Origin of the sequence: Bradyrhizobium sp. 170 (assembly GCF_023101085.1) — a bacterium.
GTDB lineage: Bacteria > Pseudomonadota > Alphaproteobacteria > Rhizobiales > Xanthobacteraceae > Bradyrhizobium.
The window spans coordinates 1047997-1073460 of record NZ_CP064703.1 but is presented as its reverse complement, the minus strand read 5'-3'; the positions used below and the strand labels follow the sequence as shown (position 1 = coordinate 1073460).

The window sequence follows — 25464 nt, the reverse complement described above, 5'->3', positions numbered from 1 at the left end:
CACCAAGACAGGATAGTCCATTCCTGATCCCTTGCCACGCCTTGGATGAGCCCCGGGCCGACCCTATAATCGGCCTATGTTTCTGGATTCCCGAACAGAATTGACGAGATGACCACACCCATCGCCATCATCATGGGCAGCCAGTCCGACTGGGAGACCATGCGCCATGCCGCCGAAACGCTGACGGCGCTCGGGATCGACTGCGAAAAGCGCATCGTCTCGGCCCACCGGACACCGGACCGGCTGTTTGCCTTCGCCAAAGGCGCCAAGGCCGCAGGCTTCAAGGTCATCATCGCCGGCGCCGGCGGAGCAGCCCATCTGCCGGGCATGGCGGCGGCGCTGACGGAACTGCCGGTGTTCGGCGTTCCCGTCGAATCGAAGGCGCTGTCGGGGCTCGATTCACTTTACTCGATCGTGCAGATGCCGGCCGGCGTTCCCGTTGGAACACTCGCGATCGGCAAGGCCGGCGCCATCAACGCCGCGCTGCTTGCGGCAAGCGTGCTCGCGCTGAATGACGCGGCGCTGGCAGCGCGATTGGCTGCGTGGCGCAAGCAGCAGACCGACGCCGTCAAGGAGCGTCCGGAGGGATCGGCGTGACGGCTTCAGGCAAGGTGAAGCTGAAGCCGGGCGACACCATCGGAATTCTCGGCGGTGGACAATTGGGCCGGATGCTGGCGATGGCGGCGGCGCGCCTTGGCCTGAAATGCCAGGTGTTTTCGCCGGACCCGGACTCGCCCGCCTTCGACGTTGTGCTGAACGCGACCTGTGCCGAATATGCCGACGTCGAGGCGCTGGAGTTGTTCGCCAACGATGTCGACGTCATCACCTATGAATTCGAGAACGTGCCGGCCGCCACCGCCATGGTGCTCGCCGCGCGGCGTCCGGTATTGCCGGCGCAGAGGATCCTCGAAACCACGCAGGACCGGCTGATCGAAAAAGATTTCGTCAAGCGGCTCGGCATCGACACCGCCGACTATGCCGACGTGTCGTCGGTGGAAACGCTGCAGAGCGCCATTGCGCGCATCGGCCTTCCCGCCGTGATCAAGACCCGCCGCTTCGGCTATGACGGCAAGGGCCAGGCGATCATTCGCGAAGGCGACGACCCCGCTCAAGTCTGGGAAGACCTCGGCACCAAATCCGCGATCCTCGAAGCCTTCGTTCCCTTCGAGCGCGAGATCTCCGTGATCGCCGCGCGCTCGGCGGACGGCGAGGTCGAATGCTACGATGTCACCGAAAACGAACACCGCGATCACATCCTGAAATTCTCGCGCGCGCCCGCCGCGATCTCGGATGCGCTGGCCGCAGACGCGCGTGCCGTCGCCGAGAAGATCGCCAACGCGCTCGACTATGTCGGCGTGCTCGCAGTCGAATTGTTCGTCGTTGCCGGAAACGGCGGGCCGCACGTGCTGGTCAACGAGATTGCCCCGCGGGTGCATAATTCCGGACACTGGACGCTGGACGGCGCCTCGATCTCCCAGTTCGAGCAGCACATCAGGGCGATCGCCGGCTGGCCGCTCGGCAAGCCGGTTCGTCACGGCGAGGTCACCATGACCAACCTGATCGGCGACGATATCCTCGACTACGAGCAATGGCTGACGGTGCCCGGCGCCACCGTGCACCTTTACGGCAAGGGCCCGCCGCGGCCGGGCCGCAAGATGGGCCATGTCACCGAGGTGTCCCCGGCCAGCAAGAAATAGCGCTAGAGCCCGGTTCTGATCTAATCAGAACCGGGCTCTAGATTCTTGTTTGACGCGTTTTCTTGACGCGAACCGGGTGTCCACTTCGCTCGAAAACGCTCTACCCGTGCTCTCGCCGGGCGCGTTTGAAAGATCAGGCCCTCTTCAGGCCTTCCACAATGCCGGCCGGCTCCTCGCTGAGCCAGCGATAGATCGCACCGCCGAGCGCACCGCCGATCAGCGGCGCAACCCAGAACAGCCAGAGTTGCGCCAGCGCCCAGCCGCCGACGAACAGCGCGGGTCCGGTGCTGCGCGCGGGATTCACCGACGTGTTGGTGACGGGAATGCTGACAAGGTGGATCATCACCAGCGCCAATCCGATGGCGAGCGGCGCAAAGCCCGCGGGCGCCTTGCCGTGGGTGGCGCCCATGATGATGAACAGGAAAATCATGGTCATCACCACTTCGGTGATGAAGCAGACCATCATGTTGTACTGCCCGGGCGAATGCGCGTCATAGCCGTTGGAGGCAAAGCCCTTGGCCAGATCGAAGCCGGGCGCGCCGCTTGCGATCACATAGAGCAGCGCCGCGGCAACGACCGCGCCGATCACCTGCGCGATCACGTAAGGAACGATCTGCTGCACCGGAAACCGTCCGCCGGCCGCGAGGCCGATCGTGACGGCGGGATTGAGATGGCAGCCGGAGATGTGGCCGATCGCATAGGCCATCGTCACGACGCTCAGGCCGAACGCCAAGGACACGCCGACCAGGCCTATGCCGACCTGAGGAAAGCCGGCGGCGATGACCGCGCTGCCGCATCCCGCAAACGTGAGCCAAAACGTGCCGATCGCTTCAGCGGTATATTTTTTGGTATTCATACTCGCCTCCCGCATGTTTAGGTTGCCGGATGCTAGGGGGAGCCCGTGATGGGCTCGTTATTTGAGGAACCAGGGTCGCACCGGTGCCGGATCCCGCCGATTTTCGTGGCTTTCCGGGGCGGGGAAACCGGCTTCTCAGGTGGACAATAGCGGATTTGTCTGCTACATGCCCGCGTTCAGGGTTAAGGGCCAGGCCTTTCGCCGGCCCTTTAACTTTACCAGAATTCCTATCCGATCAATTGAAAGAGGATGCCGCGTGCAGGTTCTCGTCCGCGATAACAATGTCGATCAAGCCCTCAAGGCGCTGAAGAAGAAGATGCAGCGCGAGGGTATTTTCCGCGAGATGAAGCTCCGCGGGCACTACGAAAAGCCCTCCGAAAAGAAGGCCCGTGAAAAGGCCGAAGCCGTGCGCCGCGCGCGCAAGCTGGCCCGCAAGAAGCTGCAGCGCGAAGGCCTGCTGCCGATGAAGCCGAAGCCGGTGTTCGGCGCCGGTCCCGGTGGCGACCGTGGCGGCGCTGGCGGTCGTGGTGGCCCGGGCGCAGGTCCGCGCGGACCGCGCTGAGCGCGTTCTAGAAAGATTTGAGTTGAAAACGCGGGCCTCAGGCCCGCGTTTTTGTTTTCGCCATCGCAGATCCGGCAGGATGGGATAATCAGCGCCGGTGCGAGCGGCGTGCTCGATCACTCGCATCTCCTTCGCCGGCCGTTGCGGCTATTTTGACCGATGCATTTTGCGGCTCATCGGGTTACCTATGCCGTATTGAACACGCGAGAGTATTCCGCTGCATGGCCGTTACGGATTACAATGCCCTTCCCTGCGCTTCGCGCTTCACGGCCGTACCCATCGCGCTGCTGGCGATCGTTCTCACTGTTCCTCTCGGTGGCTGTTCGTTCGACCTGGGATCATGGGGATCGGACAAGGAGAAGCCACAGGCCGTCGAGCAGAAACCGACGGGCACGATCAGCGGACAAAGCGTCAGCGACGCCCAAGGCTACACTACGCGCGGCCAAACTCTCGCCAAATCCGGCAAGCCCGAAGAAGCGCTGGCGGAATTCGACCGCGCGCTCACACTCGATCCCTACAGCGTGCCGGCGCTGTACGGCCGCGGCCTGATCTATCAGGCCGACAAGCGGCATGAGCAAGCGATCGCGGATTTCACTGCGGCCAACGGCCTGACGCCGCAACGGGTCGAGCCGCTGCTGGCGCGTGCAACCAGCTACCTCGCCATCGACAAGACAAAGGAGGCCGCTTCCGATCTGGACGAGGCGGTGCAGGCCGATCCCAACAGCGCGCAAGCCTGGTCGGCTCGTGGCGTCACCTATGAACGTCTCGGCGACAAGGCCAAGGCGTTCACCTCCTACGGCCGTGCGCTCGCGCTCCGCCCCAAGGACGAAGCCGCGCGAAGCGGCCTCGCGCGCACCGGCGGCTAGATGTGAGCGTCAAGAATACGCGTCAAATCAAAAATCCAGAGCCTCATTCCGATTCCATCGGAATGAGGCTCCAGGGTCTTCGCGGTTTTTGATTGAGTGAGGAGCCGGGCTGCAGCTTTGCTGGCGCGTTTCCTTGCGCCAGACAAAAGCCCTCGGATCAAGTCCGAGGACCTGCCTCGCCCGAAGAGGTCATAGACTTATTTCGGCAGCACCGCGTGGAAGAGTGACTTGGCGGTCGACAACGCGTCCTCGGCGGCCGCCGTGGCGCGTTCGCGCACGGAAGGTTCGGCCACTTCGGCACGCAGATCGAGCGGGCGCGAGACCGGAATTTCGGCAGGCGGCGTTGGGCGGTTCGGATTGACGGCTTCGGCATAAGGCGGCCGCGCCTGCGACGAAGTCTGACCAGACGATGGCTGACCATAGGGGTCGCCCGCCGGCGAGCCCGAGACCATGATGGGCGGCGGCAGCGGACGAAGGGCGGGCGCATTCGCGGCGGCAGGTGCATTGGCGACCACAGGCGCGTTCGTCACCACGGGCGCATTCGCAACCCTGGGCGCTTCGGGGGCGCGGGCCGTCTCAGGCGCGCGCGGAGAGGTTTCGCCATTGACGCGCAGGCGCTCGATCGCGGCGCGCGCCAGATCGTTGGCATCGCGCCTTTCTTCCGGCGCAGCCGCAGTCTCGACCGGGGCGGCCGGTGCTGTCGCCGCAACCGGAGCCGCCGAGGAATTCACGGGCTGCACGGGTGACGGCAGTATGACTCTGATCTTTTCCTTTTCACGCGGCGCCGCTGCATGACGGGCCTCGGCCGGGCTTTCGGCCGATTTCACATCCGACTTGGAATCGGAGGACTTGGAATCGGCGGACTTGGTGTCGGAGGACTTGGTGTCGGGCTTGGCGTCAGCCTTCGCTTCGGCTTTTGCGTCGGTCTTTTCCTGGGCCTTTTCGACCACCGCCGGCCGCTCGGCAGCGGTCTTTTCCATGATGGCCTTCTCGGAGATTCCCCTCGCCTTGACGCCGGCAGCCGGGAGATTGCTGACACTGGCCGTGGTGTCGGCCGACTTGGCGTCGGATTTGGCTTCAGCCTTGCCTTCCCCCTTGGGGTTGGCGGTCGACACCGCAGCGGCAGGAGCGTCCGCGTTGGGCTTGCTCACGATGTAGTGGTTGACGATGTACGCCCCGATGACGGTCGCAGCGACCGAGGGAAAGATGTCTACGGCGAACTTCTTCAGGTAATTCAGCATTCCGACCCTCCCCGCGGTCCTTCAATTGCCGGAACTTTGAGGCACATTGAGGGATCAACTGCGACGGATCGGAGGCAATTCAGCAGTTCCCGTGCAGGCCGGGCAACGCCGGCCTGGATCGAGCCGGAAAATCCAGGTTTCGTTTCCGGGAGGTTAACGGTTCCCGCCGCCGCCCGGCCCCGGGCCACGGCTCCACGGCGGATGGTCAGGGCTTCAGTTCGACCTCCAGAAACACGATCTCGGCTGCCGTCTCGTTGAGCACGTCGTGCTGGACGCCGGCTTTCCGGAAATAGGATTTGCCGGCCCCGAGCTGCGCCTTGGTGCGATCGCCGTTCGGCGCGACGATGGTCATCTCGCCCGAGGTCACCGGCACGATCACATAATCCATCCCGTGGGTGTGATGGCCGGTAGCGCTGCCCGGCGGCAGCCGCCACTCGGTAACGCGGACTTCTGATGTATCGACCTGAATGTCGGATTTGGCGGCGATCATATCAGATTCACTCCAGGGGAATTACGGCACGAACACCATAAACAGGAACACGGCGAATACCAGCATGTGCACGAGCCCGAACAGGATGTTGGTGCGGCCGGTGCCGAAGGTGAGCATGCTGATGACGAAGGTCAGCACCAAGAGCACCATCTCCGGCGCATTGAGCCCGAGCACCAGCTGCTTGTCGAGCGTGTAGGCGACGACTGCGACCGCCGGCACCGTCAGCCCGATCGTGGCGAGCGAAGAGCCGAGCGCGAGATTGATGCTTTTCTGCAGGTCGTTCCTGCGCGCGGCGCCGACCGCCGCAACGCCCTCCGGCAGCAGGATCAACGCCGCCACGATCACGCCTGCGAAGGCGGACGGCGCGCCAATCATCGCGGTCACGGCATCGACGACCGTCGAAAATTTCTTGGCCAGCAGCACCACCGCCAGCAGGGACACAAGCAACAGCGCGATGCTGAGCGCCAGCATCCGGTTGGACAGTCGGGATTCGCCGGCCGCCTCGCCTTTGGCCTGGTTGATGAAATAATCACGATGCCGGATGGTCTGGGTATAGAGAAACACGGCATAGAGAACGAGGGTGACGATGCTGACGAATCCGAGCTGGGCCGCTGAATAGATCGGCCCCGGCGCCGTCAGCGTATAGTTCGGCATGATCAGCGTGATGGTCGCCAGCACGAACAGCACGCTGAGATAAAGGTTCGCGCCCGAGACCTGAAAATCCTGCTCGCGGTAGCGCAGGCCGCCGATGAAGATGCAGAGGCCGACGAGGCCGTTGCACACGATCATCACCACCGCGAACACGGTGTCGCGCGCCAGCGCCGGTTGCGGCTTGTCGCCGAGCATGATGGTGGCGATCAGCGCGACCTCGATGATGGTGACCGCAAGCGTCAACAGCAGCGTGCCGTAGGGCTCGCCGATTCGCTCGGCGATCACCTCGGCATGATGCACGGCTGCGAACACGGTGCCGAACAGGATCGCCAGCAGCACCACCGCGAACAAGAACCCACCGACTGACGGCGTAAAGTTGAGCCCGAGGGCGATGGCCACGGCAAACAGCAGCATCGCCAGCGCCGGGAATATCCAGGCCGATCGCGGCATCGGTCCGTGTGCGCTCATGCGATCAAATCCCAACAGGTTCGTGGACGCAGGATGCGCCCACCATAACAGCCATCACCCCCTCGCAAGGTTGATGAAATTTCGCGCGATTTCAATCGCGCCGAAATTATCCAGATCGTTATGACCGCCTCGGGCAAGGCGGACAAACCGTTTCGGCTCGTTCGCCAGCGCAAACAGCCGCTCGCCAAAGGCAACGGGTATCGTGGGATCCAGCGCGCCATGCATCACGAGCAGCGGAACCTTGACCCTCGCGATCTGCGCGTCGGAACGGAACTGATCCCGCATCAATAGACGCACGGGTGCAAACCAGAACGCCGACGCGGCGACATCGGTGATCGACGTATAGGAAGCTTCCAGGATCAACCTCCCGATCCGCTGATCTGCCGCAAGCGCCACCGCAACGCCGGTGCCAAGCGAGAAGCCCCAGACGACGATGTTGTCCGCGCGATAGCGCGCGGCCGTAAAGGCATAGGCCGCCGCGGCATCCTGCAGCAATCCGTGCTCGCTCGGCTGCCCGGTTGAGCCCGCATAGCCGCGATAGGACAATACAACGACCCCGGTCCCGTCGGCGATGATGCTGCGAAAGCGGCCGAAGAAGCCGGCGAGATAGTCGCCATTGCCATGGAAGTAGAGCACGACCGGACGGCCCGGCCTGGCCGGAACGTGCCAGACGATGACCTTCTCACCGTCAGCCGTGGTCAGAATATGCTCTTCGGCCTCCGGAAAGCCCGCTGCTTGTGGCGCCGTGCGCGCACCCGTCGGGGCCGGAAACAGGACGGCGCGCTGCGCGAAGAACAACGCGAGCAGTCCGCAGACATAACCGACTGAGACGACGATCAGTAGCCATTTCAGTACGGTCATGAATTTCCTGGGAGCGCGTTACATCCCCTTGACGATGCTCTCGGTGACCTTCTTGGCGTCGCCGAGCAGCATCATGGTGTTATCGCGGTAGAACAGCGGATTGTCGATGCCGGCATAGCCCGAGGCCAGCGAGCGCTTGATGAACATCACGGTGCCCGCCTTCCAGACCTGCAGCACCGGCATGCCGTAGATCGGCGAGGTCTTGTCTTCTTCCGCGGCCGGGTTGGTGACGTCGTTGGCGCCGATCACGAAGGCGATGTCGGCCTGCGCAAACTCCGAATTGATGTCCTCGAGCTCGAACACCTCGTCGTAGGGCACGTTGGCTTCCGCCAGCAGCACGTTCATGTGGCCGGGCATGCGGCCGGCAACCGGGTGAATCGCGTACTTCACCTCGACGCCTTCCTTCTTCAGGAGGTCGCCCATTTCGCGCAGCGCATGCTGGGCCTGCGCCACCGCCATGCCATAGCCCGGCACGATGATCACCTTCTGCGCGTTCTTCATGATGAAGGCCGCGTCGTCGGCCGAGCCGAGTTTTGCAGGCTTCTGCTCGCCGCTGCCGCCACCTGCGGCCGCCGTCTCGCCGCCGAAGCCGCCGAGGATGACCGAGATGAAGGAACGGTTCATCGCGTGGCACATGATGTAGGACAGGATCGCGCCCGAGGAGCCGACCAGCGCACCGGTGATGATCAGCGCGGAGTTGCCGAGCGTGAAGCCGATGCCGGCCGCAGCCCAGCCGGAATAGGAGTTCAGCATCGAGATCACGACCGGCATGTCGGCGCCGCCGATCGGGATGATCATGAGCACGCCGAGCACCAGCGCAATGATGGTGATGAGCCAGAAGTCGATCGCGCTGCCGGACCGGACCAGGCCGAAAATGAAGAACACCAGCGCAAGCGCGAGCGCGATGTTGATGATGTGGCGGCCGGGCAGGATGATCGGCGCGCCGCTCATGCGCGCGGAAAGCTTCAGGAACGCGATCACCGAGCCGGTGAAGGTCAGCGCGCCGATGGCGACACCGAGCGACATCTCGACCAGGCTCGAGGCGTGAATCGCGCCGGGCTTGCCGATGTCGAAGGCTTCGGGCGCGTAGAACGCGCCGGCGGCGACCAGCACCGCGGCCATGCCGACCAGCGAGTGGAAGGCCGCGACCAGTTCCGGCATCGAGGTCATCGGCACCCGCCGCGCAATGACCGCGCCGACGCCGCCGCCGATGGCGATGCCGAGGATAACCAGCAGCCAGGCGACGCCGTCCGCCGGCGGATGACTGGCGAGCGTGGTGGCGACTGCGATCGCCATGCCGATCATGCCGAACAGGTTGCCCTGGCGGGATGACGCCGGACTGGACAAACCGCGCAGCGACAGGATGAACAAAACACCCGCCACGAGATACAGAATTGCAGCCAGATTGGCGTTCATCTCAGGTCCCCTTTGTCTTCGTCACCCCGAGGTGCACGCCGCTCACTTGGCCTTCTTCTTGTACATCGCCAGCATGCGCTGGGTGACAAGGAAGCCGCCGAAGATATTCACACAGGCGAAGATCAGCGCGATGAAGCCGAAGCCGCGCGCCCAACCGCTGCCGCTCGAGATCATCGGGACGCCGACCGCGAGCAAGGCGCCGACCACGATCACCGAGGAGATCGCGTTCGTCACCGACATCAGCGGCGTATGCAGCGCCGGGGTCACCGACCACACCACGAAATAGCCGACGAAGACGGCGAGGACGAAAATCGACAGCCGGAATACGAAGGGATCGACGGCTTGGGCTACATGCTCCATGGCTTCTCTCCTTAGGCTTTCGGCTGGAAGTTCGGATGGATGACGGCGCCGTCTTTGGTCAGCGCGGTGGCTTTCACCAGTTCGTCGTCCCAATTGACCGCGAGCGCCTTGTTCGGCTTGTCGACCATGGTCTCGATGAAGTTGAACAAATTGCGGGCATAGAGGCTCGAGGCCGATTGCGCCACGCGGCCGGCGACGTTGGTGTAGCCGACGATCTTGATGCCTTCGACATCAACGACTTCGCCCGCCTTGGCGCCCTCGACATTGCCGCCGCGCTCGACGGCAAGGTCGACCAGCACCGAGCCCGGCTTCATCGACTTCACCATCTCGGCGCTGACCAGCTTTGGCGCCGGCCGGCCCGGGATCAGGGCCGTGGTGATGACGATGTCCTGCTTCTTGACGTGCTCGGCGGTGAGGGCGGCCTGCTTGGCCTGGTACTCTTTCGACATTTCCTTGGCGTAGCCGCCGGCGGTCTGCGCGTTCTTGAATTCCTCGTCCTCGACCGCGAGGAACTTTGCGCCGAGCGACTCGACCTGCTCTTTCGTGGCCGGGCGCACGTCGGTCGCGGTAACCACGGCACCGAGCCGGCGGGCGGTGGCGATCGCCTGCAGGCCGGCCACGCCGACGCCCATCACGAACACTTTCGCGGCCGGAACGGTGCCGGCCGCGGTCATCATCATCGGGAAGGCGCGGCCAAAGGATTCGGCCGCCTCGATCACTGCGCGGTAGCCGGCGAGGTTCGCCTGCGAGGACAGCACGTCCATGACTTGTGCGCGCGTAATGCGCGGCATCAATTCCATCGCAAACGCCGCGACGCCGGCATCCGCGATCGTCTTCAGCGCCGCTTCATTGCCGTAGGGGTCCATGATCGCGATGACCAGCGCGCCGCGCTTGTATTGCGAAAGCTCGGATGCCTCCGGCCGTTTCACCTTGATGATGATGTCGGCGTCCTTCAACGCATCAGCGCTGACGGTGGCGCCGACGGCGGTGAATTCGGAATCCGGCAGGCCCGACTTGATGCCCGCGCCCGGCTCGATCGCGACTTCGGCGCCGATCGCCTTGAACTTCTTCACGGTGTCGGGGGAAGCGGCGACCCGCGGTTCGGACGGATCGATTTCCTTGGCAACGGCAATCTTCATGAGGCCTCCCGGCGCGGCGGGCGCGCGCGCAAGCAAACTAGCGTCTTTTTCGCTTAGTTGGATACCGGTTTCGCAACCGGCATGCGTGCAATTTTCTAGCCACCGCCGGGGTGGCGGTGCAGGCAGCGATGCGTCAGGTCAGGAAGTAGCCCATCAAGGCGACGATGATCACCACGGAGACCGTGCCGTATTTCACCAGCATGATGAACCCTTCATAGGTCTGCTCATGGGCCGCATAGTCATTGCCGTCAGCGGTCGTGTAGGCCACTTCGTTATGGTCTGCCATCGGTATCCCCAGTCAAAATCCGCGTTTCTCGCGTGCAATTACCGCAAAGCGTCTGGCAGGGCAACGGCCTACGCGCCGCACGTCCCTGCTTATCGGGTCATTCGGAAGGCCAATTATCCCGGATCCAGCGGGTCAGGCTTTCCTCGCTGACCTCGCCGGCGGCGAGGGAGAGGATGATCGACGTCGCGTGCGCCGGGTCGGGCGCAAATGGTATGTCGTTGACCCGCAAGAAGACCATCATGGCGTGAAACGCGATACGCTTGTTGCCGTCCACGAAGGCATGGTTGCGGGCCAGACCGAACGCATAGGCTGCAGCGAGTGCAGCCATGTCCGTCTGTCCGTAATTCCATTGATTTACCGGCCGCAAAACCGCCGACTCAAGAAGGCCATGATCCCGAATGCCTTCCGGTCCGCCGAATATCGCCAGTTGCTCGGCATGCATGTCGATGACTTCATCGACATCGAGCCAAACTGGCTCACTCATTTTGCAAGCGCGGCAAACGTATCGCGATATTCGTGCATAACCTGGCGCGCGATTTCCATGGTCCGCGCGTGCTTGGGGTTGAATGGCGAAAGGCGCAGGCTGCCATCCGGTTGCTCGACCGGATAGAACTTGTCCCCCTCCTTGAGATTGAGCCGGGCAAGAAGCTCTTTCGGCAGGATGACACCAACCGAATTGCCAATCTTCCGAATTTGAAGGGCGGTGTCCTCCAGCTTGTATTCGCGAGAGGCCTCTTCCATGCCGCGAGGGGTTTTGCTCATCATACGGGCTCCGTTGTACGGAATGTATAACACAGCCCAGCGAACTGTTCAACAAATGTATTACGTCGCCCCCGCTGACCCTATCCGCCCTCCTGTCTCGCCCGCGGCAATTGATGCTCTATCCGACCACGAAGTCGAAACGCCCGGCCAGCCACCCCGCGTTCTTGGCCGTGCGTATCTGCAAGTCCTTGCGGAAGAGGCCGTCGGAGCGGTTTTTTGACTCGCCGGGGAAATAGAGCTGGGTGGTCAGCACGCGGCCGTCGCGCGGCTGCACCTTCACATGGATATGGCGCGTACGGCCGGGATAAACGCCGGGCACGATGCTGCGCAACCGATAACGGCCTTCCGCATCGGAGAATTGATGGCCGCGCAGGCGGAAGCCGGAATTGTCGTAGCGGCCCTTGTCATCCGCCTGCCAGAAATCCAGCAAGGCTCCAGCGAGCGGTTTGCAGGCGCGCGTGAACACGAAGCCAACCAGCTCGATCGGCTGTCCCGCCATGCCCTCTTCGAACAACTCGGTTCGCTCAGGCGACGACGGCTTGAAGTACGGCCCTTCGGTTTGCGGCACGGTGGCGTCGTCGCCGTCGTGGCATGTGGGCGTCGGCGCAAGCGGGGCCTGAGCCACGCTGCCATCGACCATGAGCAGCGAACCGGCTGCGAAGACTCCCGCTCCAAGTACAACGCGCCGCGTCGGGGTGTCGATCATGGGGCACTCCCCTCCTGTCGTCACCGTCATCATGAAGGGCGACGGCGGCTGAAATTGTGTCCGCGCCCATCACAAATCCGTTTCGTGGCCGCGGCGCCCGTCAGCCCATCTCTTCCAACTCGTCGATCATGCCTGATATGACCGACAGCCCGCCGTCCCAGAATTTGGGATCCTTGGCATCGAGCCCGAACGGCTTGAGCAGTTCGGAATAATGCTTGGTGCCGCCAGCCGCGAGCATCGCCAGATAACGCTCGGCAAAGCCTTCGGAGGCGTTCTCGTAGACTGCGTAAAGCGAGTTCACCAGGCAATCGCCGAACGCATAGGCGTAAACGTAGAACGGCGAATGGATGAAGTGCGGAATGTACATCCAGAAATTCTCGTAGCCAGGACGGATGTCGATGGCCGGCCCGAGGCTTTCACCCTGCACGCTGAGCCAGATCTGGCCGATCCGCTCCGCGGTCAATTCGCCGTTCTTGCGCTCGGTGTGCACGGCGCGCTCGAACGAATAGAACGCGATCTGCCGCACCACGGTGTTGATCATGTCCTCGACCTTGCCCGCGAGCAGCGCCTGGCGCTGCCTGGCATTTTTGGTCTGCGACAATAGCCGCTTGAAGGTCAGCATTTCGCCGAACACGCTCGCCGTCTCGGCCAGCGTCAGCGGCGTCGGCGCCATCAACGCTCCATTTTTGGCCGCCAGCACCTGATGCACGCCATGGCCGAGCTCATGCGCCAGCGTCATCACGTCGCGCGGCTTGCCCTGGTAGTTCATCAGCACATAGGGATGCGCCGAGGGCGTGGTCGGGTGTGAGAACGCGCCCGGCGCCTTGCCCGGCCGCACCGGCGCATCGATCCAGCGATCGGTGAAGAAACGTTCCGCAATCGCAGCCATCTCGGTCGAGAAGCCGCGATACGCGGTCAACACCATCTTCTGCGCCTCGGGCCAGGCGATCGTGCCGGCCGCCGCAAACGGCAGCGGCGCGTTGCGGTCCCAATGCGCGAGTTTTTTCTTTTTGAACCAGCCGGCTTTGAGATTGTAATAGCGGTGCGACAGCCGCGGATAGGCCGCGCGAACCGAGCCGACCAGCGCGTCGACGACCTCGCGCTCGACGCGGTTGTTCAAGTGGCGCGAATCCGCAACATCCTGAAAACCGCGCCAGCGATCGGAAATCTCCTTGTCCTTGGCGAGCGTGTTGGTGACGAGCGCAAAGGTTCGCTCATTGTCCTTGAAGGTCTTTGCCAGCGCTTGACCCGCGGCCTTGCGCTTCTCCGGCGCGCGGTCCTGCAGCAGATTGAGCGTCGGCTCGATCGCGAGCTCCTTGGCCCCGACCTTGAAGCGCAGGCCGGAGATGGTCTGGTCGAACAGCCGATTCCAGGCGGCATAGCCGCTCTGGGATTTTTCGTGAAACAACTGCTCGACGCGATCTTCGAGCTGATAGGGCTTATCCTTGCGCAGATCCTCGATCCACGGCCGGTAATGGGCGAGCTCCGGCGTCTGCATCGCGCGCTCGATCACGGCATCGTCGATGCGGTTGAGCTCGAGGGCGAAGAACAGCAAATGTACCGACGCCGCCGTCAGCCGCTCGGAGACGTCGCCATAGAACTTGGAAATCGCCGGATCGACGCTGTCGCCGGCATGAACGAGGCCGGCATAGGAGCCGAGCCGGCCAGCGAGATCATCGATCGCCTCGTAGCGCCTGACAGCCCCGGCGAGCCAAAGGCCGCCATCGTCGCGGACAAGACTTTCCGCCAGCCTGCCCTTGTAATCCGTTTCAAAGGCTGCGCAGCCGGCATCCATCTTTTGCAGATCGCGCGCGACTTCGGCCGCGTCGATACCGGAATAGAGATCGGCCAGATTCCATTCCGGCAGCCTGCCGGTTTTTGATTTGGCTGCGGTCGCCTTGATGGCGGCGGCCTTGCCCGTGGCGGGTTTGCGGGACGCCTTATGGGCCCGGGATGTCGCGGTTTTTGCGGTCATGACAATTTCAGTATTGGAGTGGTGACCAGGAAATGGGCGGGAGATCAGGCGAAAGCCGCAAGCTGCGGTACGAACTGAACGAAAAGTTCTTCACCCTCGAGGAGCATTGGCTCAAGCTTTTCGTCGGTCGCACTGCGAATCGCACACCACAACGTGATCATGCGGACCATGAGCCACGATGTCGACGGGACTGCGGCCTTCGCGTGCAGTGCCACGAGATCGAGGTTTCGATGCTCGAACAGCAGCCGGCCGAATCCGTCTTCCAGGATGTAGCGGCCCCCTATCCGGGACACGCACAACTCGCAGGCCTGATCTGGAAGCGGGCTCAGCAGATAGAACTGGACGTCGCCTTTTTCCGTCACGCCGGTTTCCCATTCGCGTCCGGTCCCCGGCGCAGTCGCCGCGCTCAGCGCCGCCAGGATGGTGCCCAGTTCCCTTTCACTCCATTCGCCGGTGTTCTGTTTGCGCTCGAACGCCACGACGCTCATTTGCTTTCCGCTCCGAACAGCAGCCGGTACAATTCCGGCTCGTAGTACATTAACAGATGCTTCGCGAAGGCTGACTGTTCAATACCCAATTCGTTGGCCCATGCCCCCATGATTTCAGTTGGAACCCGGCTGAAGCCGTTCTCGACCTGTGAGATGAAAGTATAATACTTCAGGCCAAGACGTGCAGCGAGATCCGCCTGCGACAATTCGGCATCCGCCCTGCGCAGCTTGAGCCAATCCCCAGCCAGTTTCCGCAATTGCTTGGCCTCCGGCACAGCCTTGCCGGGAAGACGTTCAGTGAAAACGTCTTGATGTTTTCCTCGTTTCATGATTACTAAACTATCTAGAGTGAAATGACCGGGTAGGTGATGTTCCCTACCACAATCTCAGCTCGCGAATAAGAATCAGATGGCTTTCTTAGACCGCAGTCAGATTGTTGAGACAAATCCCCGGCCCCCCGCGGCCCGCGGCAAGGAGTTGTTTGCCGGCATCCTGCTCGTGGCGCTGCTGGCGACCGTGGGTATCCGGAACGTGGTGCCAGTGGACGCCCTGGCACCCGCGATCGTCACCCTGCTCTTTGCGGTTGCTGCATTGACGGCCGGTTTCGCGCTGCTCTGCCGGCGCGATCGCTTCCGCGTCATGTGGCTCGACCTCGCCGGAAGCCTGACGTTCATCGGCATCGTCCTCTCCGTTCTGATCGAACCGGACCAGATGGTCAGGCTCTTCGCCCTCTCGGATCAACCTGAGTAACGGGGAAGCATTTTTCCGCAGTCTGACTGCGTCTTTTTCTACGCACGTCCAAGCCCGGGCCCCTCTGGCAGTTCAAGCGAACTGCGATGTCGGATTGGACCTTCAACGGAGTGGCCCGAATGCTGGAACTAATCTCCTCGCAACACCTGACAGCGCTTTTCCAGGTCATCATGATCGACCTGGTGCTCGCCGGCGACAATGCGATCGTCATCGGGCTCGCAGCCGCCGGGCTTCCCGAGGGTCAGCGCAAGAAAGCGATTGTGATCGGCATATTGGCCGCAACGCTTCTGCGCATCGGCTTCGCGTCCGTCACGGTTCAACTGCTGCAAATCATCGGACTGCTGCTCGCGGGCGGCGTTCTGCTGCTTTGGGTGTGCTGGAAGATGTGGCGCGAGCTGCGTACGTCGCATCATCATGAACCGAAATTGCAGAGTCTCTCGGCAGCAAGCACGATCGATGGGGCAGCCCCTGCGGGCCATCAAAAGACGCTTGGCCAGGCCGTCTGGCAGATCACGCTCGCCGACGTCTCGATGTCGCTCGACAACGTGCTCGCCGTCGCGGGCGCGGCGCGCGAGCATCCGATGATTCTGATATTCGGCCTGGCACTCTCCATCGCGCTGATGGGGCTCGCCGCCAACTTCATCGCGCGCCTCCTGGAAAAGCACCGCTGGATCGCTTATGTCGGCCTCGCGATCATTCTCTATGTGGCCTTCGACATGTGCTACCGCGGCGTGCTGGAGGTTTGGCCACACCTCGCTTAGCCCCGCCTCAATGAGGCCATTTCTCAACCATTAAGCGTGCGTTAATCGCCATAGGCGAGAGTGCCCCGATTCGGTACATGTCGTGTAACGTGCGGGGTAAACCATGGCTGCCACCATCTTGATTGCCGATGACGACGCAGTGCAGCGCCGTTTGGTTGAAAACATGGTGCAGAAGTGCGGCTATGAGCCCCTCGTCGTCGACAGCGGCGATGCCGCCGTGGCCTTGCTGACCGCCCCGGATGCACAGGCGATCGACGCGGTCGTGCTCGACCTCGTGATGCCCGGCCTCGACGGGCTCGGCGTACTTTCAAAAATGCGTGAAGCAGGCCTGAGCATCCCCGTCATCGTGCAGACCGCCCATGGCGGCATCGACAATGTGGTTTCGGCGATGCGCGCAGGCGCACAGGATTTCGTGGTCAAGCCGGCGAGCTTCGAACGGCTGCAGGTGTCGCTGCGCAACGCGCTCAACACCTCGGCGCTCAAGGGCGAACTGCAGCGCATCCGCCACAGCCGCGAAGGCCGGCTGACCTTTGCCGACATCATCACCCGCAGCGAAGCCATGGCGGCCGTGCTGCGCACCGCGCAGAAGGCGGCAGCCTCCAGCATTCCGGTGCTGATCGAGGGCGAGTCCGGCGTCGGCAAGGAATTGTTCGCCCGCGCCATCCATGGCTCTAGCGAACGCAAGTCGAAACCCTTCGTCGCAGTCAATTGCGGCGCCATCCCCGACAATCTCGTGGAATCGATCCTGTTCGGTCATGAGAAGGGCGCCTTCACCGGCGCGACCGAACGCCACATGGGCAAATTCGTCGAGGCTTCCGGCGGCACGCTGTTTCTCGACGAGGTCGGCGAGTTGCCGCTGGCGGCGCAAGTAAAGCTGCTGCGCGCGCTGCAGGAAGGCACCGTCGAGGCGGTCGGCGGCCGCAAGCCGGTGAAGGTCGACGTCCGCATCATTTCCGCGACCAACCGCAAGCTGCTCGACCTCGTGAAGAACGGCGCGTTCCGCGAGGACCTGTTCTACCGGCTGCACGTTCTGCCGCTGACGATCCCACCCTTGCGGATGCGCCGCGAAGACATCCCGCATCTGTTGCGGCATTTCCTGGCGCGATTTGCCGCCGAGGAAAACCGCACCATCACCGGCATCAGCGGCGAGGCCGTGACCCATCTCGCGCAGCTCGACTGGCCCGGCAACATCCGCCAGCTCGAGAATACGGTGTATCGCGCCGTCGTCATGAGCGAGAGCGAGCAGCTTGGCCTGTCGGATTTCCCGCAAGTCCTCGGCCAGCCCGTACCGGACGGCCAGTTCCCGCACAGCGAACCACTGGTCGTCGCGCCGTCGACGGCACCCGCCATGGTTTCGGGTAGTGAAATACCCATCGCCCCGTTCGCCAATGCCGGCAGCCTCGCGATGCTGACCGCCACCGGCGAGGTGCGGCCGCTCGAAGATATGGAAAACGAGATCATCCGTTTCGCGATCTCGCATTACCGCGGCCAGATGTCGGAAGTCGCGCGCCGGCTCAAGATCGGCCGCTCGACGCTCTACCGCAAGCTCGATGAAGCTGCCGACAACGACCCGGCCGAAGGCGGCGCGCAGGACGCGAACTGAGGCGCGAATTGAGCTGATGGCCGGTGGGCGATTATGGCGTCCACGTGGCAAAGATCGTGGCAAACCAACGACATCGATCGTTCGGAAGCTTTTGAACCGTGGCTTGGCGGTGACAGACAAATGGCGGGGGTCGTGGCAAAAACGCGGGACCCGAGTTCAAAGGGTAGGTTGAGGTCAGTTTGTCGTGAGTTGTCCCGCATGGCGCTGGCTGCATGAAAGGGGCACATGTATCGTCTGCGTTTGAACCGTGGCGTGCAGGCGTACGACTGAGAAACCGATCGAGCCGGCGCTTCCCGCGCAAGCCGTGACGAACGATACCTAACGACTGTTCCATGCCGGGGCAGTTCGCCCAAGGGGGTGTGACGATGCGTGACTGTTCGACGAATCGTGCAGGATTTGACCGCGTGCTGATAGCTGTAGCGGCAACCTTCCTCACGGTTTCCGCGACCTCAACACTGGCGGCGCAGTCGACGACGCCGCGCGCCAGCGCCGCCGAACTCGCAATCGACGCAGCAGTTCCCCGTCCCGAACCCGCCAACGTTCCGCCTCCGACCGCCGGCGATTTCAAGATGGACTCCACCGCCTCGGTGCCTGACGCAGCCAAGGCACTCGACAAGGCAATCGAAAAGCCGGCCGAGCCCGGTTCGGCCACAAAGGCAGCTGGGCCCAAAGCCACCGAGACCGTCACCGCACCTGCGGCCAACGACGCAGCAACCGCCGCGCCTCCGGCTGCGGCAGCCACCGCGCCCGCCGCCGAACCCGCCAGGGAACCGGTGAAGGTAAGCACCGTCGCACCGGCCGACCAGCCGGTCGCCGACCGCCTGCGCGACATGCTCGGCGCCAAATCGCTGCGCTATTTCGACCGCAAGAACGAGCGCGCCGCCGTCGAGAAGTTCTATTCGGCACGCGACTACGCGCCGCAATGGACCCAGGCCGGCAAATTGACCGACAGCGGCAAGGGCGTGATCGCCCGCCTGAAGGACGCCGCCGCCGAGGGCCTCAATCCGACCGACTATCCGGTGCCGGATTTTTCGGTCGGCGCTTCGCCGGACCAGCTCGCCGAAGCCGAATTGAAACTGACCGCGAGCATGTTCGACTATGCGCGACAGGCCCAGAGCGGCCGGATGCACTGGTCGCAGGTCGCTGCCGACATCCTCTATCCCGAACACCCGACCGATCCGGCGGAAGTGCTCGCCAATATCTCGACCGCCAAGGACGCTTCCGCAGCGCTCGACGGCTACAACCCGCCACACAAGCCCTACAGGGATTTGAAGGCCAAGCTCGCCGAGCTGCGCGGTCAGGGCGACGGACCGATGATCCACATCGCCGAAGGTCCGGCGCTGGCGTTCAAGGCCGCCTCCAAGAAGCAAGGTGAAGTCGCGCCGGAAGATCCGCGCGTGCCGCAACTGCGCGCCAAGCTCGGCGTCGAGAATCCCGACGGCACGCATTACGACGCCAAGGTCGCCGCTGCCGTGCGCAAATTCCAGGAGAGCGTCGATCTCAAGCCGACCGGCGTGCTCGACGACCGCACGGTGAAGGCGATCAACAGCCCGAAGCGCGACCGGCAGATCGACCTGGTGCTCGTCAACATGGAACGCCTGCGCTGGCTGCCCCGCCAGCTTGGCGCGGCCTCGCTCGGTAACGCCTATGTCATTCTCAACGTCCCCGACTTCACGCTGAAGGTGATGCAGAACGGTGCGCCGGTCTGGACCACGCGGGTGGTGACCGGAAAGCCGGGCAAACATGCGACGCCGATGCTGACGGAAACGATGAAGTTCATCACCGTCAACCCGACCTGGAACGTACCGCCGTCGATCATTTACAACGAATACCTGCCGGCCCTGCAGCAGGACCCGACCGTATTGCAACGCATGGGCCTGCGCCTGGAACGCAACCGCGACGGCAGCATTCATATTTCGCAGCCACCCGGCGAGGCCAACGCGCTGGGCCGCATCCGCTTCAACTTCCCAAACAAGTTCCTGGTCTATCAGCACGACACCCCGGACAAGCATCTGTTCGCCAAGGAAGAGCGCGCCTTCAGCCACGGCTGCATGCGGGTGCAGAATCCCGATCAATACGCATCGACCCTGCTCAACATCGTGATGCCGAACGAGCGCTACTCGCCGGAGAAGATCCGCAGCATGTACGGCCGCAGCGAGATCGATCTGAAATTCCCGACGCCGATCCCGGTCAACATCACCTACCAGACCGCATTCGTGGATGACGCCGGCAAGCTGCAGACCCGCAAGGACATCTATGGCCGCGACGCCGTGATGCTCGGCCTGCTCAAGAACGGCCGCAACAAGGACCTCGAGGTCATGGTCTCCCATGCCCAGCCGAGCTATGCGCGCCCGAAAGACGGTTTGCCGCCCGGCGTCAGCTTCGCCAGCGACAACACCTCGTCCGGTCCGTCGTTCTTTGAGCGTCTGTTCGGGGGGCCATCGACCGTCACGCCGCCGGCCCCGGTTGGCCGCCGGCCGCAACAGCGGTTCACCCGGTAATCCTGTCCGAGCGGTTTTCCGAACAAAATCAACGAACTCGCCTTCCCGGCGAGTTCGTTTACGTTAACCATTATCCACCTCTAAATCGGCTCGGCACTTTTTCGCCACAGTCCACGGGTTAGGTTAAGTCTAACTTGGGGGCGGGACGGTAAACATCGGTTAACCATCCCGCTTTAAGAAAGCGTTCACCCTCTTTTGCCGGGGTCTGCAAAAGAAACACCGTGAACGCTCGTCGACTGGGTGGGCTCTTACGTGCTGGCTGGTTTCGCGCGCCAATTCAATTCGCTTGCTCTGCCAAAGGCCGGATATCGGATCGGCCTGACTTCGCTATTGCTGCTGGCTGGCGCAGGCTCGGTGCATGACGCGACCGCGCTGAACGAAACCCGCACCCTCTCCTTCCACCACACCCATTCCGACGAGAACCTCACCGTCACCTTCAAGCGCGACGGTCGCTATGACGAAGAGGGTCTCAAGAAGCTCAATCACTTCCTCCGCGACTGGCGCAGCCAGGACCAGACCACGATGGATCGGCACCTGTTCGACATCCTCTGGGAAGTCTACCGCGACGTCGACGGCAAGAAGCCGATCCAGATCATCTCCGCCTACCGCTCCCCCGCTACCAACTCCATGCTCCGCCGCCGCTCCTCGGGCGTAGCGCGCTTCAGCCAGCACACGCTCGGCCATGCGATGGACTTCTACATTCCGGACGTGCCGCTCGAGCAGATCCGTGCCGCCGGGCTCCGGTTGCAGCGTGGCGGCGTCGGCTTCTATCCGACCTCGGGATCGCCGTTCGTCCATCTCGATACCGGCAGCGTTCGTCACTGGCCGCGCATGACCCACGATCAGCTCGCCAGGGTGTTCCCGGATGGACGCACCGTCCACCTGCCCTCCAATGGCGGTCCGCTGAAGGGCTATGAGCTTGCCCGCGCCGACATCGACCGCCGCGGCAATGGCGACGACGCCACCACCGTCGGCAAGATGCCGAACCTGTTCGCGGCCCTGTTCAAGGGCGGCAAGTCGACTGAAGAGGATGACGAGGGCGCCAGCGTTTCCGTCAAGAACGAGAAGCCTGCACCGGCCAGCGTGACCGCCGCGAAATCCGCCGATCCGGTCCCGACCCCGCGCGCAAAGCCGGTCGGCGCGACCATTCAGCTAGCCTCGGCCGACGCACAGATCGTGTCGGCGCCGAAAGCCAAGCAAGAGTCCAAGCCTGAGGCGAAACAGGCTTCCGCCGACAACGCTGAACCGAAACCGCAGACGCCGACCGATATCATCAATTCCCGTGGCTTCTGGGACGACGTGCCGAAGGCGGCGAACCAGGCGACGCCCGCACAGGTCGCGGCCCTTCGGGCACGCCAGGCGCTCGCCGCCGCCACCGATCCGCAGCCGACCGCCAGCGTCACCGAATCGTTCAACAGGGCGATGGCCTATGCGCCGGCCGCCTCCTCGCCGGTTGATCGCGCCAACGTCGTCGCCGCCTCCGCGCCGGTCCCGGCGCGTCCCGCCCGTCCGGCGCGCAATGCCGGCGCCGCGACCGAAATCAACACCGTGGTCGCCAAAGGCGCGCAGGGTCAGGACGCCGTGGTCGCTACCTCGGCCCGCCTCGCCGCCGCCCAGGGCAACAATATCTGGATGCGGGTCGTGATGCTGGCGCCGAGCGCGAGCAGTGCGATGTCGACGACGGTGCTCGGCGACACCGAGATGACCCAGATGCGCAGCCACTTCGTCAAGCCGCCGGCCGCGATCGCCATGACCTTCTCGGAAGATCCGATGATGGGCATGACCTGCGACCGCTTCACGGGATCGGCGACCGTGCAACTACCGACGCAGTCGTTCGTGCTGCGCACCGCCGCGCTGCGCTAAGGTCCACTGTCTCCGCACGCTCCACGATCGTAGCCCGGATGAAGCGCAGCGCAATCCGGGTAAGCCTATCCGCTCGCGGCAGTGCCCCGGATTTCGCTTCCATCCGGGCTACGTGCTGCGTCAACGCCTCACAGCATACCCAGCGCCTGCATGTAGGTCTCCAAAATGGTTTCCTGCTCGGCGCGCTCATTGGCGTCCTGCTTGCGCATTCGCACGATGGTGCGCAGCACCTTGACGTCGAAACCGTTGCCCTTGGCTTCGGCATAGACGTCACGGATGTCGTCGGAGATCGTCTTCTTTTCTTCTTCCAGACGCTCGATGCGCTCGATGATGGCCTTGAGCTGGTCTTTGGCGAATTTTGTCGCGGGCTCGTCCTGGACGGCGGCGGCGGCGGAGGTGGCCATCGATTACTCCTGAATGGAACTGAAGGTGATGCTGAAAGATCAAGCGCCGCACGCGTTACCGCACGGCGCTTTTTTCAGGAGTGACCCTCAAGATCGGGGGCCCTTGCGTCAAGGAAACATCGCGCTCATCCACAGCGCGCCCACAGGAGATGAGGATACGCAGCCCGTGAGGCTCAATGCCCGGGGTGAACTTTCTTCATCGCGGCCAACTGCTCCGGGGTGGCCGTGCCCTGATGCTTCGCCTTCCAATTCTCATAGGGCATGCCGTAGACCGCCTCGCGGCTCTCATCCTTGCTGACGGCGACACCCCTGGCGTCGGCCTCTTCCTTCATCCAGTTGGAGAGGCAGTTGCGGCAGAAGCCGGCCAGATTCATCAAATCGATGTTCTGGACGTCGGTCCGGGCGCGCAGATGGCTGACAAGGCGCCGAAAAACGGCGGCTTCCAGTTCTGTTCTGGTTTTGTCGTCGATCGTCATGGCCTTGGGTCCTGGTCTTGAGTCCAGATCTTGGTCCTGCGTCATCTGGAGCCGAGCATATTGATATCAGGTGGGAATTGTCACAGATTTTGCCATATCTGCGCGCAAAAGTGGGTATCGCACGTGGAGTCCCGGTTTTCCATAGCGCGGGAAAAGCGTGCCCGGCCGTTGACAGGTCCCGCCGGGTCACGCGAAATCGTCAATGATTTGATATAGCTTCGGTGCATGACCGCAAAAGATTCTCGCCGTTCGTCCCCCCTCTCCGCACGCATGACCGCCGGCCTGACGCCGATGCTCGCGCTGGCGGCGGCGTGCCTGTGGAGCAGTCCGGCGGCGGCCGATTTCCGGCTCTGCAACAACACTTCCAGCCGGGTCGGCATTGCGCTGGGCTACAAGGACGCCGAGGGCTGGACCACCGAAGGCTGGTGGAACGTGTCCTCGCGAAGCTGCGAGACGCTGCTACGCGGAACTCTTGTCGCCCGTTACTATTACATCTACGCGCTCGACTATGACCGCGGCGGCGAATGGTCGGGACAGGCCTTCATGTGTTCGCGTGACAAGGAATTCACCATCAAGGGTACCGAGAACTGCCTGGCGCGCGGCTACGACCGCACCGGGTTCTTCGAGGTCGACACAGGCGAACAGCGAGCGTGGACCGTGCAACTGACAGAAGCCAACGAGCAACCCGCGCAGCGCGTGCCGGGAATTCCGGGAACGATGGGACCGGGCGGCCCCGGCGGGGTTCCCGGCCTGTCCAATCAGCCGAGCGGACCGGGTCTGCCGCCAGCCCCGGCGCCCAAGCAATGAGACGGCTCCGTCGCATCAAGATCCTCGCAACCCTCGGCCCGGCATCATCAGACAGCGCGATGATCCGAAAACTGTTCGAGGCCGGCGCGGATGTGTTCCGCATCAACATGAGCCACACGCCGCACGACAAGATGCGCGAGCTGGTCTCGACCATCCGCAATGTTGAGAGCAGCTATGGCCGCCCGATCGGCATCCTGGTCGACCTGCAGGGACCGAAGCTGCGGCTCGGTGCCTTTGCCGAAGGCTCCACCCAGCTCAAGAACGGCCAGAGTTTTGTGCTCGATTCCGACAAAACGCCGGGCGACAACAGCCGCGTGCAGCTTCCACATCCGGAAATCCTCGCAGCCCTTCGACCGGGCCATGCGCTGCTGCTCGACGACGGCAAGGTGCGGCTGATCGCCGAAGAAACCTCGCCCGAACGCGCGGTGACGCGGGTGGTGATCGGCGGCAAGATGTCTGATCGCAAAGGTGTGAGCCTGCCCGATACCGACCTGCCGGTGTCGGCGATGACGCCGAAGGACCGCGCCGATCTGGAAGCGGCGCTGGTGACCGGGGTCGACTGGATCGCGCTCTCCTTCGTGCAGCGCGCCGAGGACGTTCACGAAGCCAAGCGGATTATCCGCGGCCGCGCCGCCGTGATGGCCAAGATCGAGAAGCCGCAGGCGATCGACCGGCTCGGCGAAATTATCGACGCTTCCGACGCGCTGATGGTGGCGCGCGGCGATCTCGGGGTCGAACTGCCGCTGGAGCGGGTGCCGAGCCTGCAGAAGCAAATGACGCGGATGGCGCGCCGCGCCGGCAAGCCGGTGGTGATCGCGACGCAAATGCTTGAGTCGATGATCCAGGCGCCGGTGCCGACGCGCGCGGAAGTCTCCGATGTCGCGACCGCCGTCTATGAAGGCGCCGACGCCATCATGCTGTCGGCTGAATCGGCCGCCGGCAAATTCCCGGTCGAGGCGGTCTCGACCATGAACCGCATCGGCGAGGAAGTGGAGCGCGATCCGACCTATCGCTCCGTGCTGACGGCGCAGCGGTCCAACCCGGAGAATACGGTTGGAGATGCCATCGCGGACGCCGCGCGGCAGATCGCCGAGACGCTGGATTTGTCGGCGATCATCTGCTGGACCTCCTCGGGCTCGACCGCGATCCGCGTGGCGCGCGAGCGGCCGAAGCTGCCGGTGGTGGCGATCACGCCGAATATCGCCACGGGGCGCAAATTGTCCGTCGTGTGGGGCGTGCATTGCGTGGTGGCCGAAGACGCCCACGACCAGGACGACATGGTCGATCGCGCCGGCTCCATTGCTTTTCGTGACGGCTTCGCCAAGGCCGGCCAGCGCGTGATCATCGTCGCCGGCGTGCCGCTCGGCATCCCCGGCACCACCAACATGGTGCGCATCGCCAATGTCGAGCCGGAGGGCGAGGCGAAGAAGTGACGGCGTACGTTGTGCCGGGGCGCGCAGGCGCGAACCCGGAAT

28 protein-coding genes are annotated in these 25464 nt (G+C 63.4%); 11 read left to right on the top strand and 17 right to left on the bottom strand.

The features are described 5' to 3' along the window. Window positions 1-108: 108 nt before the first annotated feature. Together purE and IVB05_RS05095 are read left to right on the top strand one after the other, a co-directional pair. Window positions 109-597 (top strand): 5-(carboxyamino)imidazole ribonucleotide mutase, encoded by a 489-nt coding sequence (gene purE / locus IVB05_RS05100; protein WP_247783354.1) that lies wholly within the window; start codon window positions 109-111, stop codon window positions 595-597. Next, window positions 594-1697 carry a 5-(carboxyamino)imidazole ribonucleotide synthase gene (locus IVB05_RS05095; protein ID WP_247783353.1) on the top strand — a complete coding sequence of 368 codons (1104 nt, stop codon included), beginning with the start codon at window positions 594-596 and terminating at the stop codon, window positions 1695-1697. The genes purE and IVB05_RS05095 overlap by 4 nt, the downstream gene beginning before the upstream one ends. 133 nt (window positions 1698-1830) lie before the next feature. Here the strand turns inward: IVB05_RS05095 and aqpZ are convergent, their stop codons facing one another. Next, window positions 1831-2553 (bottom strand): aquaporin Z, encoded by a 723-nt coding sequence (gene aqpZ, locus IVB05_RS05090; protein WP_247783352.1) that lies wholly within the window; start codon window positions 2551-2553, stop codon window positions 1831-1833. Between the two features lie 256 nt (window positions 2554-2809). Between aqpZ and rpsU the strand changes: the two genes are divergently transcribed. Together rpsU and IVB05_RS05080 are read left to right on the top strand one after the other, a co-directional pair. Then, window positions 2810-3115 carry a 30S ribosomal protein S21 gene (gene rpsU, locus IVB05_RS05085; RefSeq protein WP_057838472.1) on the top strand — a complete coding sequence of 102 codons (306 nt, stop codon included), beginning with the start codon at window positions 2810-2812 and terminating at the stop codon, window positions 3113-3115. A 221-nt stretch (window positions 3116-3336) separates the two neighbouring features. Then, window positions 3337-3981 carry a tetratricopeptide repeat protein gene (locus IVB05_RS05080; protein ID WP_247783351.1) on the top strand — a complete coding sequence of 215 codons (645 nt, stop codon included), beginning with the start codon at window positions 3337-3339 and terminating at the stop codon, window positions 3979-3981. Window positions 3982-4178: 197 nt separating this feature from the next. On the opposite strand, the gene IVB05_RS05075 is transcribed toward IVB05_RS05080, so the two are convergent. The 14 genes from IVB05_RS05075 to IVB05_RS05010 all read right to left on the bottom strand — a co-directional run bounded on the left by IVB05_RS05075 (window position 4179) and on the right by IVB05_RS05010 (window position 15153). Further along, entirely contained in the window at window positions 4179-5222 is a 1044-nt protein-coding gene (locus IVB05_RS05075) for a hypothetical protein (protein WP_247783350.1), read from the bottom strand. Between the two features lie 205 nt (window positions 5223-5427). After that, the gene (locus IVB05_RS05070) at window positions 5428-5712 is read right to left on the bottom strand and encodes a cupin domain-containing protein (protein ID WP_247783349.1); all 285 of its coding nucleotides are present in this window, start codon (window positions 5710-5712) and stop codon (window positions 5428-5430) included. Between the two features lie 21 nt (window positions 5713-5733). Then, window positions 5734-6831 carry an ionic transporter y4hA gene (locus IVB05_RS05065; RefSeq protein ID WP_247783348.1) on the bottom strand — a complete coding sequence of 366 codons (1098 nt, stop codon included), beginning with the start codon at window positions 6829-6831 and terminating at the stop codon, window positions 5734-5736. A 54-nt stretch (window positions 6832-6885) separates the two neighbouring features. Next, window positions 6886-7692, bottom strand: a complete 807-nt coding sequence (locus IVB05_RS05060; RefSeq protein ID WP_247783347.1) for an alpha/beta hydrolase — start codon at window positions 7690-7692, stop codon at window positions 6886-6888. Between the two features lie 18 nt (window positions 7693-7710). Beyond that, window positions 7711-9108: an NAD(P)(+) transhydrogenase (Re/Si-specific) subunit beta gene (locus IVB05_RS05055; protein ID WP_247783346.1), complete on the bottom strand. Its 1398-nt coding sequence runs from the start codon at window positions 9106-9108 to the stop codon at window positions 7711-7713. 42 nt (window positions 9109-9150) lie between these two features. Next, window positions 9151-9468 carry a proton-translocating transhydrogenase family protein gene (locus IVB05_RS05050; protein ID WP_212419221.1) on the bottom strand — a complete coding sequence of 106 codons (318 nt, stop codon included), beginning with the start codon at window positions 9466-9468 and terminating at the stop codon, window positions 9151-9153. Window positions 9469-9479: 11 nt separating this feature from the next. Then, window positions 9480-10607, bottom strand: a complete 1128-nt coding sequence (locus IVB05_RS05045) for a Re/Si-specific NAD(P)(+) transhydrogenase subunit alpha (protein WP_247783345.1) — start codon at window positions 10605-10607, stop codon at window positions 9480-9482. 133 nt (window positions 10608-10740) lie between these two features. Further along, the gene (locus tag IVB05_RS05040) at window positions 10741-10893 is read right to left on the bottom strand and encodes an aa3-type cytochrome c oxidase subunit IV (RefSeq protein WP_247783344.1); all 153 of its coding nucleotides are present in this window, start codon (window positions 10891-10893) and stop codon (window positions 10741-10743) included. A gap of 97 nt (window positions 10894-10990) precedes the next feature. Then, window positions 10991-11377, bottom strand: a complete 387-nt coding sequence (locus IVB05_RS05035; RefSeq protein ID WP_247783343.1) for a type II toxin-antitoxin system death-on-curing family toxin — start codon at window positions 11375-11377, stop codon at window positions 10991-10993. Next, complete coding sequence (locus IVB05_RS05030; protein ID WP_057838483.1) at window positions 11374-11634, bottom strand: AbrB/MazE/SpoVT family DNA-binding domain-containing protein; 261 nt, start codon at window positions 11632-11634, stop codon at window positions 11374-11376. The genes IVB05_RS05035 and IVB05_RS05030 overlap by 4 nt, the downstream gene beginning before the upstream one ends. A 139-nt stretch (window positions 11635-11773) precedes the next feature. After that, entirely contained in the window at window positions 11774-12361 is a 588-nt protein-coding gene (locus IVB05_RS05025) for an intradiol ring-cleavage dioxygenase (RefSeq protein WP_247783342.1), read from the bottom strand. A 100-nt stretch (window positions 12362-12461) separates the two neighbouring features. Next, window positions 12462-14336 (bottom strand): M3 family oligoendopeptidase, encoded by a 1875-nt coding sequence (locus IVB05_RS05020; RefSeq protein WP_247783341.1) that lies wholly within the window; start codon window positions 14334-14336, stop codon window positions 12462-12464. Window positions 14337-14380: 44 nt separating this feature from the next. Beyond that, complete coding sequence (locus tag IVB05_RS05015) at window positions 14381-14824, bottom strand: hypothetical protein (protein ID WP_247783340.1); 444 nt, start codon at window positions 14822-14824, stop codon at window positions 14381-14383. Continuing rightward, window positions 14821-15153: a helix-turn-helix transcriptional regulator gene (locus IVB05_RS05010; protein ID WP_247783339.1), complete on the bottom strand. Its 333-nt coding sequence runs from the start codon at window positions 15151-15153 to the stop codon at window positions 14821-14823. The genes IVB05_RS05015 and IVB05_RS05010 overlap by 4 nt, the downstream gene beginning before the upstream one ends. Before the next feature lie 79 nt (window positions 15154-15232). Here IVB05_RS05010 and IVB05_RS05005 point away from each other — a divergent pair, with 79 nt between their 5' ends. The 5 genes from IVB05_RS05005 to IVB05_RS04985 all read left to right on the top strand — a co-directional run bounded on the left by IVB05_RS05005 (window position 15233) and on the right by IVB05_RS04985 (window position 22302). Continuing rightward, window positions 15233-15574 carry a hypothetical protein gene (locus IVB05_RS05005; RefSeq protein WP_247783338.1) on the top strand — a complete coding sequence of 114 codons (342 nt, stop codon included), beginning with the start codon at window positions 15233-15235 and terminating at the stop codon, window positions 15572-15574. A 119-nt stretch (window positions 15575-15693) separates the two neighbouring features. Then, window positions 15694-16335: a TerC family protein gene (locus tag IVB05_RS05000; protein ID WP_247783337.1), complete on the top strand. Its 642-nt coding sequence runs from the start codon at window positions 15694-15696 to the stop codon at window positions 16333-16335. A 103-nt stretch (window positions 16336-16438) separates the two neighbouring features. Beyond that, window positions 16439-17938: a sigma-54 dependent transcriptional regulator gene (locus IVB05_RS04995; protein ID WP_247783336.1), complete on the top strand. Its 1500-nt coding sequence runs from the start codon at window positions 16439-16441 to the stop codon at window positions 17936-17938. Between the two features lie 365 nt (window positions 17939-18303). Further along, window positions 18304-20439: a L,D-transpeptidase family protein gene (locus IVB05_RS04990; protein WP_247783335.1), complete on the top strand. Its 2136-nt coding sequence runs from the start codon at window positions 18304-18306 to the stop codon at window positions 20437-20439. Window positions 20440-20691: 252 nt separating this feature from the next. Further along, complete coding sequence (locus IVB05_RS04985) at window positions 20692-22302, top strand: DUF882 domain-containing protein (RefSeq protein ID WP_247783334.1); 1611 nt, start codon at window positions 20692-20694, stop codon at window positions 22300-22302. A 128-nt stretch (window positions 22303-22430) separates the two neighbouring features. On the opposite strand, the gene IVB05_RS04980 is transcribed toward IVB05_RS04985, so the two are convergent. Both IVB05_RS04980 and IVB05_RS04975 read right to left on the bottom strand, forming a co-directional pair. Further along, window positions 22431-22706, bottom strand: coding sequence for a DUF2312 domain-containing protein (locus IVB05_RS04980; protein WP_214490606.1), 276 nt, complete (start codon window positions 22704-22706; stop codon window positions 22431-22433). A 173-nt stretch (window positions 22707-22879) separates the two neighbouring features. Then, window positions 22880-23182: a DUF1244 domain-containing protein gene (locus IVB05_RS04975; RefSeq protein ID WP_247783333.1), complete on the bottom strand. Its 303-nt coding sequence runs from the start codon at window positions 23180-23182 to the stop codon at window positions 22880-22882. Between the two features lie 225 nt (window positions 23183-23407). Here IVB05_RS04975 and IVB05_RS04970 point away from each other — a divergent pair, with 225 nt between their 5' ends. Then, complete coding sequence (locus IVB05_RS04970) at window positions 23408-23989, top strand: DUF1036 domain-containing protein (RefSeq protein ID WP_247783332.1); 582 nt, start codon at window positions 23408-23410, stop codon at window positions 23987-23989. Continuing rightward, a complete protein-coding gene (gene pyk / locus IVB05_RS04965; RefSeq protein ID WP_247783331.1) occupies window positions 23986-25422 on the top strand; it encodes a pyruvate kinase in 1437 nt (478 codons plus the stop codon). The genes IVB05_RS04970 and pyk overlap by 4 nt, the downstream gene beginning before the upstream one ends. Window positions 25423-25464: the final 42 nt, after the last annotated feature.